15 protein-coding genes are annotated in these 19173 nt (G+C 70.7%); 6 read left to right on the forward strand and 9 right to left on the reverse strand.

The window, feature by feature from the left end:
* Positions 1-112 precede the first annotated feature (112 nt).
* From ACFVYS_RS01380 to ACFVYS_RS01390, 3 genes are read left to right on the forward strand one after another with little or no spacing between them, the layout of a single operon-like run.
* On the forward strand, positions 113-1270 hold the full coding sequence (locus tag ACFVYS_RS01380) for a Gfo/Idh/MocA family protein (protein WP_389497697.1): 1158 nt from the start codon (positions 113-115) through the stop codon (positions 1268-1270).
* Entirely contained in the window at positions 1267-2421 is a 1155-nt protein-coding gene (locus ACFVYS_RS01385) for a dihydrodipicolinate synthase family protein (RefSeq protein WP_389497699.1), read from the forward strand. Before ACFVYS_RS01380 ends, ACFVYS_RS01385 begins: the two co-directional genes overlap by 4 nt.
* A gap of 35 nt (positions 2422-2456) precedes the next feature.
* Complete coding sequence (locus ACFVYS_RS01390) at positions 2457-3260, forward strand: sugar phosphate isomerase/epimerase family protein (RefSeq protein WP_389498023.1); 804 nt, start codon at positions 2457-2459, stop codon at positions 3258-3260.
* 75 nt (positions 3261-3335) lie between these two features.
* Here ACFVYS_RS01390 and ACFVYS_RS01395 read toward each other — a convergent pair whose 3' ends face one another.
* Together ACFVYS_RS01395 and ACFVYS_RS01400 are read right to left on the reverse strand one after the other, a co-directional pair.
* Entirely contained in the window at positions 3336-3596 is a 261-nt protein-coding gene (locus ACFVYS_RS01395; RefSeq protein WP_389497701.1) for a hypothetical protein, read from the reverse strand.
* Positions 3593-3754, reverse strand: coding sequence for a hypothetical protein (locus ACFVYS_RS01400; protein WP_389497703.1), 162 nt, complete (start codon positions 3752-3754; stop codon positions 3593-3595). The genes ACFVYS_RS01395 and ACFVYS_RS01400 overlap by 4 nt, the downstream gene beginning before the upstream one ends.
* A 301-nt stretch (positions 3755-4055) precedes the next feature.
* Between ACFVYS_RS01400 and ACFVYS_RS01405 the strand changes: the two genes are divergently transcribed.
* Entirely contained in the window at positions 4056-4328 is a 273-nt protein-coding gene (locus ACFVYS_RS01405; RefSeq protein WP_389497705.1) for a GntR family transcriptional regulator, read from the forward strand.
* Positions 4329-4419: 91 nt separating this feature from the next.
* On the opposite strand, the gene ACFVYS_RS01410 is transcribed toward ACFVYS_RS01405, so the two are convergent.
* From ACFVYS_RS01410 to ACFVYS_RS01435, 6 genes are all read right to left on the reverse strand, one after another.
* A complete protein-coding gene (locus ACFVYS_RS01410) occupies positions 4420-5631 on the reverse strand; it encodes an esterase/lipase family protein (protein ID WP_389497707.1) in 1212 nt (403 codons plus the stop codon).
* Between the two features lie 385 nt (positions 5632-6016).
* Positions 6017-6406: a D-ribose pyranase gene (rbsD, locus tag ACFVYS_RS01415; protein WP_362525463.1), complete on the reverse strand. Its 390-nt coding sequence runs from the start codon at positions 6404-6406 to the stop codon at positions 6017-6019.
* Entirely contained in the window at positions 6403-7305 is a 903-nt protein-coding gene (locus tag ACFVYS_RS01420; RefSeq protein WP_389497709.1) for a ribokinase, read from the reverse strand. Before ACFVYS_RS01420 ends, rbsD begins: the two co-directional genes overlap by 4 nt.
* 84 nt (positions 7306-7389) lie before the next feature.
* Positions 7390-9342: a substrate-binding domain-containing protein gene (locus ACFVYS_RS01425; protein ID WP_389497711.1), complete on the reverse strand. Its 1953-nt coding sequence runs from the start codon at positions 9340-9342 to the stop codon at positions 7390-7392.
* Positions 9332-10876, reverse strand: a complete 1545-nt coding sequence (locus ACFVYS_RS01430) for a sugar ABC transporter ATP-binding protein (RefSeq protein WP_389497713.1) — start codon at positions 10874-10876, stop codon at positions 9332-9334. Before ACFVYS_RS01430 ends, ACFVYS_RS01425 begins: the two co-directional genes overlap by 11 nt.
* Positions 10873-11943: a LacI family DNA-binding transcriptional regulator gene (locus ACFVYS_RS01435; RefSeq protein ID WP_389497715.1), complete on the reverse strand. Its 1071-nt coding sequence runs from the start codon at positions 11941-11943 to the stop codon at positions 10873-10875. The genes ACFVYS_RS01430 and ACFVYS_RS01435 overlap by 4 nt, the downstream gene beginning before the upstream one ends.
* 209 nt (positions 11944-12152) lie before the next feature.
* Between ACFVYS_RS01435 and ACFVYS_RS01440 the strand changes: the two genes are divergently transcribed.
* Positions 12153-14408, forward strand: a complete 2256-nt coding sequence (locus tag ACFVYS_RS01440) for an ATP-dependent RecD-like DNA helicase (RefSeq protein WP_389497717.1) — start codon at positions 12153-12155, stop codon at positions 14406-14408.
* 241 nt (positions 14409-14649) lie between these two features.
* Positions 14650-15948 (forward strand): citrate synthase, encoded by a 1299-nt coding sequence (locus ACFVYS_RS01445; protein ID WP_020131734.1) that lies wholly within the window; start codon positions 14650-14652, stop codon positions 15946-15948.
* Between the two features lie 965 nt (positions 15949-16913).
* Here ACFVYS_RS01445 and ACFVYS_RS01450 read toward each other — a convergent pair.
* Positions 16914-19157: a heavy metal translocating P-type ATPase gene (locus ACFVYS_RS01450; protein WP_389497719.1), complete on the reverse strand. Its 2244-nt coding sequence runs from the start codon at positions 19155-19157 to the stop codon at positions 16914-16916.
* Positions 19158-19173 lie beyond the last annotated feature (16 nt).

A 19173-nucleotide genomic window follows, 5' to 3' on the forward strand; every position in this document is an offset into this window, starting at 1 on the left:
CGCTGGTCAGAGGCTAGCTTCTCCTTGTATAGAAAGCGCTTGCTGTCACGCTGATCAGGAAGAGGCGTACGCGGCGCGCACAACCGCGTACAACGCCTACGAAGGGACCGATGTGACACGCAAGACGGTGCGTATCGCCATGAACGGCGTGACGGGGCGCATGGGCTACCGCCAGCACCTCGTCCGCTCCATCCTGGCCCTGCGCGAACAGGGCGGGCTCGACCTCGGCGACGGCACCGTGCTGTGGCCGGAACCGATCCTCGTCGGCCGCCGCGAGCACGCGCTGAAGACGCTGGCCGAGCGGCACGGCCTCGACCCGGAGAACGTCTCCACCGACGTCGACGCGGTCCTCGCCGACCCCACCGTCGACATCTACTTCGACGCCCAGGTCACCTCCGCGCGCGAGGAGGCCATCAAGAAGGCGATCGCCGCGGGCAAGCACATCTACACCGAGAAGCCGACGGCCACCGGCCTCGACGGCGCCCTCGAACTCGCCCGCCTCGCCACCGCCGCGGGCATCAAGCACGGCGTCGTCCAGGACAAGCTGTTCCTGCCGGGTCTGCTGAAGCTCAAGCGCCTCATCGACGGCGGCTTCTTCGGCCGGATCCTCTCCATCCGCGGCGAGTTCGGCTACTGGGTCTTCGAGGGCGACTGGCAGGCCGCCCAGCGCCCGTCCTGGAACTACCGCGCCGAGGACGGCGGCGGCATCGTCGTCGACATGTTCCCGCACTGGGAGTACGTCCTGCACGAGTTGTTCGGCCGGGTGAAGTCCGTCCAGGCCATCGCCACCACCCACATCCCGCAGCGCTGGGACGAGAACGGCAAGCCCTACGACGCCACGGCCGACGACGCCGCCTACGGCATCTTCGAACTCGACGGCGGCGCCATCGCCCAGATCAACTCCTCCTGGGCGGTCCGCGTCAACCGCGACGAGCTCGTGGAGTTCCAGGTCGACGGCACGGAGGGCTCGGCGGTCGCCGGCCTGCGCGACTGCCGCGTCCAGCACCGCAGCGCGACCCCCAAGCCGGTCTGGAACCCGGACATCCCCGCCACCGAGGTCTTCCGCGACCAGTGGCAGGAAGTGCCTGACAACGGCGAGTTCGACAACGGCTTCAAGGCCCAGTGGGAGCTGTTCCTCAAGCACGTCTACGCCGACGCCCCCTACCACTGGGACCTGCTGGCCGGCGCCCGTGGCGTCCAGCTCGCCGAACTGGGCCTGAAGTCCTCCTCGGAGGGCCTCCGTCTGGACGTCCCGGAGGTCACGCTGTGACGATCCAGCTCCCCGGCGCCGACGGGGCCCTGCGGATCTACGAGCCCCGCAGCGAGCCCCTCGCGCTCACCACCGGCGCGCCCCTCACCTCCCGTACGGTCTTCTCGGCCGCGCACGTCGTCGCGGACCCGTTCGCGGACACCACGCCCGACTCGGCCGCCGCGCTCGACTGGGACGCCACCCTCGCCTTCCGCCGTCATCTGTGGTCCCACGGGCTCGGCGTCGCCGAGGCGATGGACACCGCCCAGCGCGGCATGGGCCTGGACTGGGCGGGCGCGGCCGAACTGATCCGCCGGTCGGCCGCCGAGGCCAAGGCGGTGGGCGGCCTCATCGCCTGCGGCGTCGGCACCGACCAGCTCACCGGCCCGGCGACCCTCGCCGAGGTCCGCGCCGCCTACGAGGAGCAGCTCGCCCTCGTCGAGGCCTCCGGCGCCCGGTCCATCCTGATGGCGTCCCGAGCCCTGGCGGCGGCCGCGTCGGGCCCCGAGGACTACCTCGACGTCTACGGTCACCTCCTGCGCCAGTCCTCGGAGCCGGTGGTCCTGCACTGGCTGGGCCCGATGTTCGACCCGGCCCTGGAGGGCTACTGGGGGACGAGCGACCTCGACGCGGCCACCGACACCTTCCTGGAGGTCATCGCCGCCCACCCCGACAAGGTGGAGGGCATCAAGGTCTCGCTGTTGGACGCCCAGCGGGAGATCGACATCCGCCGCAGGCTGCCGCAGGGCGTACGCTGCTACACGGGCGACGACTTCAACTACCCCGAACTGATCGCCGGCGACGAGAAGGGCTTCAGTCACGCCCTCCTCGGCATCTTCGACCCGCTGGGCCCGCTGGCGGCGGAGGCGGTCCGGGTCCTCGACACGGGGAACACGGCCGGCTTCCGTGAACTCCTCGACCCCACCGTCGAGTTGTCCCGCCACCTGTTCCAGGCTCCCACCCGCTTCTACAAGACGGGCGTGGTGTTCCTGGCCTGGCTGGCCGGCCACCAGTCGCACTTCACGATGGTCGGCGGCCTCCAGTCGGCCCGTTCCCTCCCGCACTTCGCCCGTGCCTACGAACTCGCCGACGGCCTGGGCCTGTTCCCCGACCCCAAGCTGGCCGAGGAACGGATGAAGAACCTGCTCGCCCTGTACGGAGTGACCCAGTGAGCAACCCGGACCTGACCCGCTTCTCCGTCAACCAGATGACGGTGAAGCAGCTGTCGCTGCCCGAACTGGTCGCCGCCTGCGGTGACCTGGGCGTGACGAACGTCGGCCTGTGGCGCGAACCGGTGCAGACGTACGGCGTGGAGCGGACCGCCAAGCTGGTTCGCGACGCGGGTCTGACGGTGACGACGCTGTGCCGCGGCGGCTTCCTCACGGCGCTCGACCCGGACGGACGGGCGGCCGCCCTGGCCGACAACCGCCGGGCCGTGGACGAGGCGGCGACGCTCGGTACCGAGGTGCTGGTCCTGGTCTCCGGCGGCCTGCCGACCGGCTCCAAGGACCTGCACGGCGCCCGCGAGCGCATCGCCGACGCCCTCTCCGTCCTCGGCCCCTACGCCGAGGAGCACGGGGTGAAGCTGGCCATCGAGCCCCTGCACCCCATGTTCGCCTCCGACCGCTGCGTGGTCTCGACCCTCACGCAGGCCCTGGACCTCGCGGAACGCTTCCCGGCCCACCAGGTCGGCGTCACCGTCGACACGTACCACATCTGGTGGGACGACCAGGCCCCCGCCCAGATCGCCCGGGCGGGCGCGGGCGGCCGTATCCACACCTTCCAGCTAGCCGACTGGACGACCCCCCTCCCGGAGGGCGTGCTGAACGGCCGCGGCCAGATCGGCGACGGCGCGATCGACATGCGCGAGTGGCTGGGCTACGTGACGGCGGCCGGATACACGGGCGCGATCGAGGTCGAGCTGTTCAACGACGACCTGTGGGCGAGGGACGGCAGGGAGGTGCTCGCCGAGACCGCCGAACGCTTCGTGACGCACACGGCGGCCCGTTGACGGCTCCGGGCCGCCCGTCCGCTCCGCCGGCCGTCGGACTGCTGCCGACGGCCGGCAGCCGGTCGCCCCCCTGCGTCAGCGCTCCCTGTCCGCCGCCATGACGCCGACGCATTCCTCGAGCGCCGCGTGCAGCGACGGTACGAAGGCGGCGAGTTCGGTGTCCGACGCCCTGCCTCCGTCCAGTACGGCCCCCACGACCGTCACCAGGACGGCGGCGGCCTTCAGCGCGTGCGCGTCGGCCAGCTCCTCCAGGACCCCGCCGGGACGCGCGACCACGAACGCCTCCTTCCCGGTGGCGGGGTCGACGCCGAGGCTGCGGAACCGCCTGGCGCTCACGCGGCGACCTCCGCCGGGACGTAGTCCTGACCCAGGGTGGCCAGGACCGCCGCCCGCCGCCGCTCCCGCTGGAGGTGCCTGCGGTCCAGGGCGTCGCGTTCGCGTTCCCAGACGGCGAGGTACGGCCTGACCAGCGGCAGACCGTCGGCGAGGACCACGTCCGCGGGGCACGGTCGCGTCCGGCGCGGGGGAACGCACGGGGAGGCGGTCGGGAACGCCGGTACGCCGGGGGAGCGGTGCGCTCCGCGAGGCGGCAGAAAAAGGCTCAGGATCGCGGCCAGTAGGCTGCGCACAGGTCGACTCCAGTTCAGTCGGCTCAGCCCCGGTACGGAAGCTTGCACCTTCCCGCCGGGGCGCTTTCGTTTCTCCGGACTGTACCGGGCAAACGGTAGTGGTAGGTAGTGGTTGGTAGTAGTACTAAGTAATGCGCGGTGGAAGGTAGCGGCATACGGTCAACGGGTGGACAAGATCAGCCCCGATTCGCCGCAGTACGTCTATGAACAGCTCGCCGCGATCATCGAACGGAAGATCCGCTCCGGTGCGTACCCGCCGGGCACGAGACTGCCGGGTGAACTGACCATGACGCACGAGCACAAAGTCGGTCCGGGCACGGTCCGCCGCGCTCTGGACATCCTTCGGGACCGGGGGTTGGTGGTGACCGTACGGGCCCGGGGTTCGTTCGTCTCCGACCCCCTGCCACCGGCCCCCGAGACACCCGAGGCGCCTGCCTAGTACCGCCGGATCGGGGAGCGACGAAGGGGCCGCCCTCCGCCAGGTGTGAGCGGATGGGCGGCCCCGGTGCTGCTGGGCGGGACGCTGCGGGTCAGTCGGGCAGGCGCTCCAGCAGCCAGGTGCACAGCTCGGCGGTGATCCCGGTGTGCGGCGTGGTCGTCGGCGAGCAGACGAAGTCGTCCAACTCGCTCTCGTCCGGGGACATGTCGTTGATCTTCGCGTACAGGTCGGCCTGTGCCTCGATGTCGCGGACGGCGACCGCGCTCACCGACGGCACGAAGCACACGTCCTCGTGCCGCAGCTCGACCGTGCCGCCGAGCTTCTTCATCGCGTCGGCGAGGATCTTGTACGTGTGCAGGGTGCCGCCCGGCGCGCCGTCCAGCTCCGGGAAGCCGTCGGTGGTGATGGTCTCCTCGGCCGGGGGGAACCGCCGGTTCAGGTAGGCGACCGTCACGTCGTCGCCCTGGGCCTGGGTGTAGAAGGTGGTGCCGGGGTAGATCCGGTCGATGCTCAGCGCGACGTCACCCGGCGTGACGTCCGGCAGGCCGATCCCGTCGCCGCGGCCGTTGGCGATGCCGACCTTCATCGGGATCTGCGGCCAGTAGCCGACGCGGTTCAGCGCCTCCAGGAACTCGACGCGCTCCGGGGCGACCCCGATCTTCCCGGTGTCCTTGTCGTAGTGCCGCCACAGCATCTGACGGGCCGCCGGGCTGTCCATCTGCTTCGCGAAGTCGTTCGCGAACGGAATGAAGTACGAGAACGCCTGCACGCCGACGGGGATGGAGGCGCCCCGGTGCGGGCTGTCGTACGAGAAGTACAGCGCGGTCTGGTGGTGCATCCGCTGCCGCTCCAGCTTGGCCAGCGCGTATCGGGTGACGATGCCGCCCATGCTGAACCCGCCGACGACCAAGGGGGCGTCGCCCCGCTTCTCGGCGTTGGCCCGCATGACGGCGGCCACGGCGGCTTCCGCGTTGTCCAGGATCGACGCGCTGCGCTCCTCGAACCCGAGCAGGATCACGTCCCTGCCGCGTCCGCGCAGCTCGCTGATGAACGGGAAGCCGGTCTCCAGCCCCTGGTAGAGCTTGTCGAGCTCGCTGCGGCCGAGGTTGAAGCCGTCGGCCATGATCACGGGGTGGACGAGGCTGCCGGGGGTGGTGTTGCCCTCGCCCCGGAAGATCCAGGCGAAGCCGTTCGGCAGGGGCCATTCCTCGTGGTCCGGGACCTCGACCGGGGTGGGGGGTTCGACGGTGACGGCGGCACCGAGGGTGAAGGTGCCGACGTTGGGCTCGGCTGTTTCCGACATGGGCGTGCTCCTTGTGGGAGGCGGTGGGAACGACCACATCATGGGGGGCGATTTGCCCGCATCACCCGTTTGACCTGCGCGGTTCACCACAACTGATGCAATGCGGCCGGGAGGTGTTTGATGCGCCCGGCATGTGCCAATGGCTTGTTTCCATCGCACCGCCGTCCGCACCGGCATCCGGCCTGCCGTGCGCGCCGAACGGCCCGTCAGAAATTTCCGGAAGCCGTGCAACCCTTCCGCACCTCCGCGTGTCGTACGTGGCATCAGGGCTTCTGGAGGGGGATCCGGGGGGATCGCGAGGGTTCTGGTACGGAGGGGAAAAGCCGAGGGGGCCCGGTCGACGGACCGGGCCCCCTCGAGACTTTTCAGCCGCGGTCGGTGGACCTCAGAAGAACACCCCACACCGGAGCAGGACGTTCGCGTACGGCCGCGCCTCGCCGGTGCGCACCACCAGCCGCGCCCCCGCCGACAGCCTCTTCAGCTCCTCGTGCGGGACCAGGGCCAGCCCGGGGAAGTGCCCGTCCAGCAGCCCGGCCGCCGCCGGATTCGCCTCGCGGACCTCGCTCGCCGCCGTGGCGCCCTCCACGACCAGCTCGGCGAGCAGCCCGTCGACCACCTCGGCGAACGACGGCACCCCCGCCAGGAACGCGAGGTCGACCACCCGGGGCCCGTCCGGTATCGGCATACCGGCGTCACACACCAGCACCCCGTCCCCGTGCCCCAACTCGGCCAGTGCCCCGGCCAGATGACGGTTGAGGATCCCGGCCTTCTTCACAGGGCCTCGACTTCCTGAGCTGTAGGGAACGACTCCTGCGCGCCCCGCCGGGTCACGGCGACCGCCCCGACCCGCGCCGCGTAGGCCGCCGCCTCGGCCAGGCCGTGACCCGTCCCCAGCCGCCAGGCCAGCGCCGCCGTGAAGGAGTCGCCCGCGCCCGTCGTGTCCACCGCCGCCACCTTCACCGACGGCACCCGGGAGACGCCGTCCGCCGACGCCACCAGCGCACCCTCCCCGCCCAGCGTCACGACCACCGACTTCGGCCCCTTCGCGAGCAGCAGCCGCGCCCAGTCCTCGGGCTCCTCGCTCCCGCCCGCGTCGCCGAGGATCACCTTCGCCTCGTGCTCGTTGACGATCAGCGGGTCGCAGGCCGCCAGCACCTCGGCGGGCAACGGGCGCGGCGGTGACGGGTTCAGCACGAAGCGGCTGCCCGGCGCCAGGTTCCGCACCACCTCCACGACCGTCTCCAGCGGGATCTCCAGCTGCGCCGACACCACCCGGGAGGCGTGCAGCAGGCCGTCGGCCGCGAGGACGTCCGCCGGGGTCAGCCGCCCGTTCGCCCCCGGTGACACCACGATGCTGTTGTCGCCCGACGGGTCCACGGTGATCAGCGCGACGCCCGTGGGCGCCCCGCCCACCAGGACGCCGGCCGTGTCGACCCCGGCCGCCCGCTGCGAGTCGAGCAGCAGCCGCCCGTACGCGTCGTCGCCGACCCGGGCCAGCAGGGCCGTACGGGCCCCGAGCCGGGCGGCCGCGACGGCCTGGTTCGCGCCCTTGCCGCCGGGGTGGACCGCCAGGTCCGAACCGAGCACCGTCTCACCGGCGGCGGGCCTGCGCTCGACGTCGATCACCAGGTCGGCGTTGGCCGACCCTACGACCAGAAGGTCGTGGTCGTACATGAAGTGACTCCCCTGATACGTGACTCGGGGCGGACGGTCACCGGAGGTGTTCCCCCCGGTGCCCGTCCGCCCGTTCGCCGAATGTCAGCCGCTGAAGCCGGCCACGTTCTCCTTCGTGACCACCTTCACCGGCACCTTCACCGTCTTCTCGACCTTCTTGCCCTGCAGCGCCTTCAACGCGTTGTCCACCGCGATCTTGCCCAGCTGGGACGGCTGCTGCGCCACGGACGCGTACAGCGTGCCGTTCTCGACGGCGGTCAGCCCGTCCGGGGTGCCGTCGAAGCCGACCACCTGGACCGACTTGCCGGCCTTGGAGCCGAGCGCCTTGATCGCGCCGAGCGCCATCTCGTCGTTGGCGGCGATGACGCCCTGGACGTCCGGGTGCGCCTGGAGCAGGTTCGACATCACGTCGAGGCCCTTGGTGCGGTCGAAGTCGGCCGGCTGCTGGGCCAGCACCTGGATGCCGGGGTAGGCCTTCAGCCCCTTGGCGAAACCTTCCGCCCGCTCCCGCGCCGCGGAGGTGCCCGCCTGGCCCTGGAGGATCACGATCTTGCCGGTGCCGCCCAGCTTCTCGGCGACCGTCTTGGCGGCCAGCTCACCGCCGGCCACGTTGTCGGAGGCGACGAGCGCGTCCACCGTGGCCTTGTTGACGCCCCGGTCGACCGCGATCACCGGGATCTTCGCCTTGTCGGCGGCCTTCACCGAGTTGCTCGCCGCGTCCGAGTCCACCGGGTTGACGATGATCGAGTCGAGACCGGAACTGGTGAAGTTCTGGAGCTGGTTGGCCTGCTGCGAGGCGTCGTTCTGCGCGTCGGTGACCGTCAGGTCCACGCCCAGCTTCTTCGCCTCGGCCTTCGCGCCCGACTGGATCTGCACGAAGAAGGGGTTGTTGAGCGTGGACAGCGCCAGGCCGACCTTCGGGTTCGTGCTCGCCCCGTTCCCGCCGTGCAGGAAGGAGGTCGCGCCGACGATCGCCACGGTGACCACGGCCGCGAGACCGTACGTCGCCGCCTGCCGGCCCTTGCCGCCGCCGCTGCCCGTCCCGGCCGCCATCGGGGTCGCCCCCGCCTTGCGGCGCACCGTGTCGAGAAGCACCGCCAGCGCGATGACGACACCGATGACGACCTGCTGCCAGAAGGCGGACACGGACAGCAGGTTCAGACCGTTCCTCAGCACCGCCAGGATCAGCGCGCCGATCAGGGTGCCCGAGGCCTTGCCGGTACCGCCGGCGAGGGAGGCGCCGCCGATGACGACCGCGGCGATCGCGTCCAGCTCGTAGCCGTCGGCGGCCTGCGGCTGCGCCGAGGACAGCCGGGAGGCGAGCACGACGCCCGCCGCGGCCGCGAACACACCGGACAGCGCGTAGATCGCGAGCTTCTGCTTCTTCACCCGCAGGCCGGAGAGGCGCGCCGCCTCCTCGTTGCCGCCGATGGCGTACATCGAACGGCCGATGTAGGTCCGGCCGAGCACGAACGCGGCGATCAGCCCCATCACGATCATCACGAGCACCGGCACCGGCAGCCAACCGCCGAGCGTGTCACCGAGGTGCGAGACCGAGTCGGGGAAGGCGATCGGCGAGCCCTCGGAGATCACCAGCGACAGACCGCGCGCCACCGAGAGCATCGCGAGCGTCGCGATGAACGGCGGCAGCTTGCCGTAGGCGATGAGGAAACCGTTCACCAGGCCGGCCGCGATACCGGTCGCGACGGCCAGGACCACCGCGAGCACCACCGGCACACCGTGCTGCGTGGCGCTCCAGGCCAGCACGGTGGCCGACAGGGCCGCCACCGAGCCGACCGACAGGTCGATGCCCGCCGAGACGATCACGAAGGTCACGCCGAAGGCGAGAATGGCGGTCACGGCCGCCTGGACACCCACGTTGAGCAGGTTGTCCGTGGTCAGGAAGTCACCCGACAGCGCCGACATGGCGATGACGAGGACGATCAGCGCGGTCAGCGCGCCGTTGTCGAGGAGCAGACGGCGGACCGCCGAGGCGCCCCCGGCGCCCGCCCCGCTCTTGAGCGTCTCAGCGGCCACGGCCGGCCTCCATTTCTTCGTTTGCGTCGTTTGCGTCGTGCGTGGTGGTGGTGCTGACGGCGAGCGCCATGACCGAGTCCTGGGTCGCCTCGTCCGCCGACAGTTCGCCGGCGATCCGGCCCTGGGCCATCACCAGCACCCGGTCGCTCATGCCGAGCACCTCGGGCAGATCGCTGGAGATCATCAGGACGGCGGCACCGGCGGCCGTCAGCTCGTTGATGAGCTGGTAGATCTCGACCTTGGCGCCGACGTCGATCCCGCGCGTCGGCTCGTCGAGGATCAGCACCTTGGTGTCGGCCAGCAGCCATTTGCCGATGACGACCTTTTGCTGGTTGCCGCCGGAGAGCGTGCGCACCTGCTGGCCGAGGCCCGCCATCCGCACGCCCAGCTGCTCCGCGATCCGCGCCGCCGCCTCGTGCTGGCTCTTCAGGTCCACCAGCCCGCCACGGGTCGCGGCCCGCATGGTGACGAGCCCGAGGTTCTCCTCGACCGACTGGTCGAGCACCAGCCCCTGGCCCTTGCGGTCCTCGGGCACGAGCCCGATCCCGGCCGCCATCGCGGCGGTCACGTCGTACCCGGGGAGATGCGCGCCGCCGACCCGGACGGCTCCGCGGTCGTACGGGTCCGCCCCGAAGACGGCCCGTACGACCTCGGTACGACCGGCGCCGACGAGCCCGGCGACACCGACGACCTCACCGGCGTGCACCTCGAAGCTGACGTCGTGGAAGACGCCGTCCCGCGTGAGTCCTTCGACGGACAGCAGCGCGGCGCCCGTCTCGGCACGCTCCCTGGGGTACTGCTGCTCGATGGAGCGGCCCACCATCAGCCGCACCAGCTCGTCCTCGGGCGTGGTGGCCGGGACCTGCCCGACGCTCCTGCCGTCCCGGATGACCGTGACCCGGTCGCCGAGGGCGGCGATCTCCTCCAGGTGGTGCGTGATGAACACGATGCCGACGCCGTCCTCGCGCAGCCTGCGCACGATGGCGAAGAGCTTCTCGACCTCCTCGGAGGTCAGCACGGCGGTCGGCTCGTCCATGATCAGCACGCGCGCGTCCAGGCTGAGCGCCTTGGCGATCTCGACCATCTGAAGGCGGGCGATGCCGAGTTCACGCACGCGCGTGCGGGGCGAGACGTTCACTCCCACCCGCTCCAGCAGGGCGGCCGCCTCGGTCTCCATCCGCTTCCGGTCGATCATCCCGAAGCGGCGCGGCTGCCGTCCCAGGAAGATGTTCTCGGCGACGGTGAGATCGGGTACGAGGTTGAACTCCTGGTAGATGGTGGCGATCCCGAGGCGCTCGGAGTCCTGCGCGCCATGGATGCGCACCTCCTCGCCGCCGGCCAGGATCCGCCCGGCGTCGGGCCGGTAGGCGCCGGAGAGCATCTTGATGAGGGTGCTCTTGCCCGCGCCGTTCTCACCGAGCAGCACATGCACCTCGCCCCGGCGCAGGTCGAAGTCGACGCTGTCGAGCGCGACCACACCGGGGAAGGTCTTGCGTATGCCTTCGATGCGCAGCAACTCGTCCGCGTTGCTCACGTCTGGCTCCTGTTCGTTACGGGGGACGGCTCCGGAGAGGCGGGGAACTCCTTGGGAGCGGGCGGCTCTTGGGGGGCCGGCTCGCCGCACGAACGGCGGACGACGAGCCGGGCCGGGAGGGTGACGGACTGCGGGGGCCGGCCCTCGATGCGGTCGACGAGCGCGCGCACGGCGGCCCGGCCCAGCTCACCCGTCGGCTGGGCGATCGCGGTGATCGGCGGGTCGGTGTGCACGAACCAGCGGATGTCGTCGAACGCGGCCAGCGCGATGTCCTGCGGAACCCGCAGCCCACGCGCGCGTACGGCGTCCAGCGCGCCCAGTGCCATCAGGTTGTCGGCGGCGAACACGACCTCGGGCGGTTCGGGCAGGTCGAGGAAGCCCTCGGTGACCCGCCGGCCGCTCTCGGCCTGGAAGTCGCCCTGGCCGATGTAGGCGTCCGGGAGGGCGAGCCCGTACTCGGCCAGGGCGGTCCGGAAGGCCTCGACGCGCTCGCTGCCGGTGGTGGTGGCGGCGGGGCCCGCGATGATGGCGAGCCTGCGGTGCCCCAGCCCGTGCAGATGCGCGACGAGGTCGCGCACGGCCGCGCGGCCGTCCGACCGCACCACCGGCACGTCGACGCCCGGGATCCACCGGTCGACGAACACCATCGGCGTTCCCCCGCGCGCGGCGTCGAGGATCAGCGGCGAGCCGCCGTCGGTCGGGGAGACGAGGAGGCCGTCGATCCGGCGGTCCAGCAGGGTCCGTACGTGGTGGTCCTGGAGGTCGGGCCGCTCGTCGGCGTTGCCGATGATGACGCTGTAGCCGAGCGCGCGGGCCTCCTCCTCGACGGAGCGGGCCAGCTCGGTGAAGTACGGGTTGAGCACGTCGCTGATGACCAGGCCGAGGGTGCGGGTCTGGTCGGTGCGCAGCGACCGGGCGACGGCGTTCGGGCGGTAGCCCAGCGCTTCGACGGCGGCCAGTACACGCGTGCGTGCGTCCTCGCTGACCGACGGATGGTCGTTCAGGACGCGCGACACCGTGGCGACGGAGACCCCCGCCTCGGCCGCGACGTCCTTGATGCTCGCCATCGCCGCCCCACCTCCTTGTGGACTCGGTTCATGAACGTCGAGGTGATGGAATCGATTACATCGACGTGTATGGAGGATTGGAATCGATTACACGGGGGTTAATCAAGCCCTCGAGGGCATCCCGAAACCTGATCGTGATGAACGGAGCCCGGCGGACGACCGACGGTCGCCCCCGGAGGACTGTCGGTGGCGGGCGGTAACGTCGGATCATGACCGATCAGGCGGGGGCCGCCCAGGCGGGAGAGCGGCGTACGGCCACGCTGGAAGGCGTGCTCGAGCGCATCACGTACGCGAACGAGGAGAACGGCTACACGGTCGCCCGTGTCGACACCGGCAGAGGCGGCGGCGACCTCCTCACGGTCGTCGGCGCGCTGCTCGGCGCCCAGGTCGGCGAGTCCCTGCGCATGGAGGGCCGCTGGGGCTCCCACCCGCAGTACGGCAAGCAGTTCACCGTCGAGAACTACACGACCGTCCTGCCCGCCACGGTCCAGGGCATCCGCCGCTACCTCGGCTCGGGGCTGGTCAAGGGCATCGGCCCGGTCTTCGCCGACCGCATCACCCAGCACTTCGGCATGGACACCCTGCGGATCATCGAGGAGGAGCCGAAGCGGCTCATCGAGGTCCCCGGCCTCGGCCCGAAACGCACCAAGAAGATCGCCGACGCGTGGGAGGAACAGAAGGCGATCAAGGAGGTCATGCTCTTCCTCCAGACCGTCGAGGTGTCCACCTCCATCGCGGTCCGCATCTACAAGAAGTACGGCGACGCCTCCATCTCGGTCGTGAAGAACCAGCCCTACCGGCTCGCCGCGGACGTCTGGGGCATCGGCTTCCTCACCGCCGACAAGATCGCCCAGTCCGTCGGCATCCCGCACGACAGCCCGGAGCGCGTCAAGGCGGGCCTCCAGTACGCGCTGTCCCAGGCCACCGACCAGGGCCACTGCTACCTCCCCGAGGAGCGGCTGATCGCCGACGCGGTGAAGCTGCTCCAGGTCGACACCGGCCTGGTCATCGAGTGCCTCGCCGAACTCGCGGCGCCGCCGGAGGAGGGCGAGGACCCCGGAGTCGTACGCGAGAAGGTGCCGGCGGCCGACGGGGGAGAGCCGGTCACCGCCGTCTATCTGGTCCCCTTCCACCGCGCCGAACTCTCCCTCTCCGCCCAGCTGTTGCGCCTGCTGCGCACCGGCGAGGACCGGATGCCGGCCTTCCGTGACGTGGCCTGGGACAAGGCGCTGGCCTGGCTGAAGTCCCGCACCGAGGCCGCACTCGCGCCCGAACAGGAGGCGGCCGTCCGGCTCGCGCTGACCGAGAAGGTCGCCGTGCTCACCGGCGGCCCCGGCTGCGGCAAGTCCTTCACCGTCCGCTCGATCGTGGAGCTGGCCCGCGCCAGGAAGGCCAAGGTCGTGCTGGCCGCCCCCACCGGCCGCGCCGCCAAGCGCCTGGCCGAGCTGACCGGCGCCGAGGCCTCCACCGTCCACCGTCTGCTGGAGCTCAAGCCCGGCGGCGACGCGGCCTACGACCGGGACCGCCCGCTGGACGCCGACCTGGTGGTGGTCGACGAGGCGTCGATGCTGGATCTGCTCCTCGCCAACAAGCTGGTCAAGGCCGTACCCCCGGGCGCCCACCTGCTCTTCGTGGGGGATGTCGACCAGTTGCCCAGTGTCGGCGCGGGCGAGGTGCTGCGCGATCTGCTGGCCGACGACAGCCCGGTGCCCGCCGTGCGCCTCACGCGCGTGTTCCGCCAGGCCCAGCAGTCCGGCGTGGTGACCAACGCGCACCGGATCAACGCCGGACAGCATCCGGTCACCGACGGCATGAAGGACTTCTTCCTCTTCGTCGAGGACGACACGGAGGAGGCCGGCCGTCTCACGGTGGACGTGGCCGCCCGGCGCATTCCGGCGAAGTTCGGCCTGGACCCGCGCCGGGACGTGCAGGTGCTCGCGCCCATGCACCGCGGCCCGGCCGGCGCGGGCGCCCTCAACGGCCTGCTCCAGCAGGCCGTCACCCCCGGCCGCCCCGACGTGCCCGAGAAGCGGTTCGGCGGCCGGGTCTTCCGCGTCGGCGACAAGGTCACCCAGATCCGCAACAATTACGACAAGGGGAAGAACGGTGTCTTCAACGGCACCGTGGGTGTGGTGACCTCGCTCGATCCGGTCGACCAGCGGCTCACGGTGCTGACCGACGAGGACGAGGAGGTGCCGTACGAGTTCGACGAACTGGACGAGCTGGCCCACGCGTACGCGGTCACCATTCACCGTTCACAGGGAAGTGAATATCCCGCTGTGGTGATCCCCGTCACCACGGGAGCATGGATGATGCTTCAGCGGAACCTCTTGTATACGGCCGTGACGCGCGCCAAGAGGCTGGTCGTCCTCGTCGGCTCCCGCAAGGCGATCGGTCAGGCGGTGCGCACGGTGTCGGCGGGCCGTCGCTGCACGGCCCTTGACCACCGGCTGGCGGGTCGCTGACGGCCGGTTCGTGCGGGATCGTCGGAACATCACAAAAAATGATCGATCAAATGAGTCGTGAAGGTCACAGAGCACTTCCCCAAGCGTGACGAAGGCGGCAGGATGAGCTGGTTGGCGGCACTGAGTGCCGCCGATAAGCCCAATGGTCGACCCCGAGTGCACTCTCGTGCGCCAAATGGGGGATGGTTAGAGACAGTCAGGGCAACCTCGAAGAAGAGGCACAACGTCGGTGAGGGATGACGTGAGCGAGCACACCAACAACGCTGTAGTACTGCGGTTCGGCGATGGCGAGTACACCTACCCGGTGATCGACAGCACCGTCGGCGACAAGGGCTTCGACATCGGGAAGCTTCGCGCCCAGACCGGTCTGGTGACCCTGGACAGCGGCTACGGCAACACCGCCGCCTATAAATCCGCCATCACCTACCTTGACGGCGAGCAGGGCATCCTCCGGTACCGCGGCTACCCGATCGAGCAGCTGGCCGAGCGGTCGACCTTCCTCGAGGTCGCCTACCTGTTGATCAACGGCGAGCTGCCGACCGTCGACGAGCTCTCCGTCTTCAAGAGCGACATCACCCAGCACACGCTGCTGCACGAGGACGTCAAGAACTTCTACCGCGGCTTCCCGCGCGACGCCCACCCGATGGCCATGCTGTCGTCGGTGGTCTCCGCGCTGTCCACGTTCTACCAGGACAGCCACAACCCGTTCGACGAGAAGCAGCGCAACCTCTCCACGATCCGGCTGCTCGCCAAGCTTCCGACGATCGCGGCGTACGCCTACAAGAAGTCGATCGGTCACCCGTTCGTCTACCCGCGCAACGACCTCGGCTACGTCGAGAACTTCCTGCGCATGACGTTCTCGGTGCCGGCGCAGGAGTACGAGCTCGACCCGGTCGTCGTCTCCGCGCTCGACAAGCTGCTGATCCTGCACGCGGACCACGAGCAGAACTGTTCGACGTCCACGGTCCGCCTGGTCGGCTCCTCGCAGGCGAACATGTTCGCCTCGATCTCGGCCGGCATCTCCGCGCTGTGGGGCCCGCTGCACGGCGGCGCCAACCAGTCCGTGCTGGAGATGCTCGAGGGCATCCAGGCCAACGGCGGCGACGTCGACTCCTTCATCCGCAAGGTGAAGAACAAGGAGGACGGCGTCCGCCTGATGGGCTTCGGCCACCGGGTGTACAAGTCCTTCGACCCGCGCGCGAAGATCATCAAGGCGGCGGCGCACGACGTCCTCTCGGCCCTCGGCAAGTCCGACGAGCTGCTGGACATCGCGCTGAAGCTGGAGGAGCACGCGCTCTCCGACGACTACTTCGTCTCGCGCAACCTCTACCCGAACGTCGACTTCTACACCGGCCTGATCTACCGGGCCATGGGCTTCCCGACCGAGATGTTCACGGTCCTGTTCGCCCTGGGCCGCCTCCCGGGCTGGATCGCCCAGTGGCACGAGATGATCAAGGAGCCCGGCTCCCGCATCGGCCGTCCGCGCCAGATCTACACGGGTGTCGTCGAGCGCGACTTCGTCCCCGTCGAGGAGCGCTGACACCTGCCGGTGGGGGCGCCGTCGTTCGGGGGTGCCCCGTCACTGGGTCGGGTTCTCCTGGCTTCGCCGGGGTGTCGGGCGGGTCGCCTGGTCACGGGGGCGAGGTGGGTTCGCAGTCGCGGCCGGGGGTCCGGGGGTTGTCCCCCGGGTGGAACGGCCACGGGTGTCGTCGAGCGCGACTTCGTCCCCGTCGAGGAGCGCTGACACCTGCCGGTGGGGGCGCCGCCGAACCGGGCGCCCCGTCACTGGTGAATTTCCTGACTGCCCGGGACCGATGTCCCGGGCAGTGGTGTGTGCGGCGCCGGGCGGCGGTGTGACCCGGCAGCCGTGAGTTCCGGTGGCCGCGGGGCCCGGCAGCCGTGAGTTCCGGTGGAGGCGGGGCCGGGCATCGGGTGTCCGGCGGCCATGTGCACAGGGCATACGGAAGGCGCCCCGGCGCCAGTCCCCCCACGGGCCGACGACCAGGGCGCCTTCCCATGTCCCGGTGCGGATTCCCCCCACGGGATCCGGCCGGGCGTTGTGAGAACAGCGCCTGAATTCGCTGTTTGTAACCATCTTCGGTTGTCGTGCCTGCGGTTGAGCAGAACGAGCAGAACTCGTCCCACCACCGCCGTGTGCGATCTGCCGGGACAGCGCACGCTGGGAGGGCCGCTCAAAGCTTCCCGGTGTACGTGCCCCGGCAACGCATCTCTGAGGAAGTCCCCCAAGACATCCTCAGACGTCAGGTCACGCCCCCCAAGACGCTTCCTGACATCGTCAACTTAGACCTTCGAACCCCTTCGATGGTTACGTTCACATCACTGTGATCTGTGTCTCTTGCATATGTCCGTTAGATGCGCAAGAGACCGGATACGGCGATCGGGGCCCAAGCGTAAGGATGATGCGCGAGCCTTGTGAAGAGCTTATGTGAGGCTCGCGCAGGACTCCAGGGGTCTCCCTGATCGGCAACGACCTACTCGGCGGTATTACTTGAAGGCGCGCAGCCGCAGGCTGTTCGTCACGACGAACACCGACGAGAACGCCATCGCCGCCCCCGCGATCATCGGGTTCAGCAGCCCGGCGGCGGCCAGCGGCAGCGCGGCCACGTTGTAGCCGAAGGCCCACACCAGGTTGCCCTTGATCGTCGCCAGGGTCCGCCGGGACAGCCGGATGGCGTCCGCGGCCACCCGCAGATCCCCCCGCACCAGCGTCAGGTCGCTCGCCTCGATCGCCGCGTCCGTGCCCGTCCCCATGGCCAGCCCCAGATCGGCGGTGGCGAGCGCGGCCGCGTCGTTGACACCGTCCCCGACCATGGCGACGACCCGCCCCTCGTCCTGCAGCCGCCGTACGACGTCGACCTTGTCCTCGGGCAGCACCTCGGCGATCACCCGGTCGATCCCGACCGCTTCCGCGACCGCCTCCGCGACCGCCCGGTTGTCCCCGGTCAGCAGCACCGGGGTGAGCCCCAGCGCCCGCAGCTCCCGTACCGCCTCGGCGCTGGTCTCCTTGACCGCGTCCGCGACCGCGAGCACCCCGCGCGCCACGCCGTCCCACCCCACGACGACGGCCGTGCGGCCACCCCGCTCGGCCTCCTCCTTCGCCCGGGCCACGTCGTCCGGGACCGTCTCGAAGAGGCGCCCCACGGCCACCTCGTGGCCCTCCACCCGCCCGCGCACGCCACGACCGGGCACGTTCTCGAACCGCTCGGCCGCCGGCAGCTCCCCCGCCCTCTCCTCGGCGCCCGCCGCCACCGCCCGGGCGACCGGGTGCTCGGAGGCGTGCTCCAGGGCGCCCGCGAGCCGCAGCAGCTGCCGCTCCTCGGTGCCGTCGACGACGTACACGTCCTGAAGGGTCATCCGGCCGGTGGTGACGGTCCCGGTCTTGTCCAGTACGACGGTGTCGACGCGGCGCGTGGACTCCAGGACCTCCGGGCCCTTGATGAGGATGCCGAGCTGGGCGCCGCGCCCGGTGCCGACCATGAGCGCGGTCGGCGTGGCGAGCCCGAGCGCGCACGGGCAGGCGATGATCAGGACCGCGACGGCCGCCGTGAACGCAGCGACCGTGTCACCCGTCGCGCCGAGCCAGCCGCCGAAGGTGGCGAGCGCGATCAGCAGCACCACCGGTACGAAGATCCCGGAGATCCGGTCGGCCAGCCGCTGCACCTCGGCCTTGCCGGTCTGTGCGGCTTCGACCAGCTGCGCCATGCGCGCGAGCCGGGTGTCCGCGCCGATCCGGCCGGCCTCGACGACCAGCCGGCCGCCGGCGTTCACGGTCGCGCCGGTGACGGCGTCGCCGGGCCCGACGTCCACCGGGACCGACTCACCGGTCAGCATCGAGGCGTCCACGGCGGACGTGCCCTCCACGACCGTCCCGTCGGTGGCGACCTTCTCCCCGGGCCGTACGACGAACCGGTCCCCGACGGCCAGCAGGTCGACCGGGATCCGCACTTCCCGCCCGTCCCGCAGCACGGCCACGTCCTTCGCGCCCAGCTCCATGAGCGCCCGCAGCGCCGCCCCCGCGCGCCGCTTGGAGCGGGCCTCCAGGTAGCGGCCGAGCAGGATGAAGGCGGTGACGCCGGCGGCGACCTCCAGATAGATCGTCGAGGCGCCGTCCGCACGGGAGACGGTGAGTTCGAAGGGGTGCCGCATGCCGGGCATGCCCGCGTCGCCGAAGAACAGCGCCCACAGCGACCAGCCGAGCGCGGCCAGCGTGCCGACCGAGACCAGCGTGTCCATGGTGGCCGCGCCGTGCCGCAGGTTCGTCCAGGCGGCCTGGTGCAGCGGGCCGCCGCCCCAGACGACCACGGGCGCGGCGAGCGTCAGCGAGAGCCACTGCCAGTTGTCGAACTGGAGCGACGGGACCATCGCGAGCAGGACGACGGGCGCGGCGAGCAGTACGGAGACGAGGAGCCGGTGCCGCAGGTCCGCGAGCTCGGGGTCCTGGGGGGTGTCCTCCTGGGCCGGCTCCGGCGCGGGCACGGGTTCCTCGGCCGTGTACCCGGTCTTCACCACGGTCGCGATCAGATCGGCGACCTGGGTCCCGGCCGGATAGCTGACCTTGGCCTTCTCCGTCGCGTAGTTGACCGTCGCGACGACGCCGTCCATGCGGTTGAGTTTCTTCTCGACGCGGGCCGCGCAGGAGGCGCAGGTCATCCCGCCGATGAGCAGTTCGACCTCGGCGGTAGGCGCGGGTGGTTCGGCTATCGGCGTTTCCGTGGTGGTGCTGGTCATGTCCGTGCTCCAGGAA

Source organism: Streptomyces sp. NPDC058295, from assembly GCF_042880655.1.
GTDB lineage: Bacteria > Actinomycetota > Actinomycetes > Streptomycetales > Streptomycetaceae > Streptomyces > Streptomyces coriariae.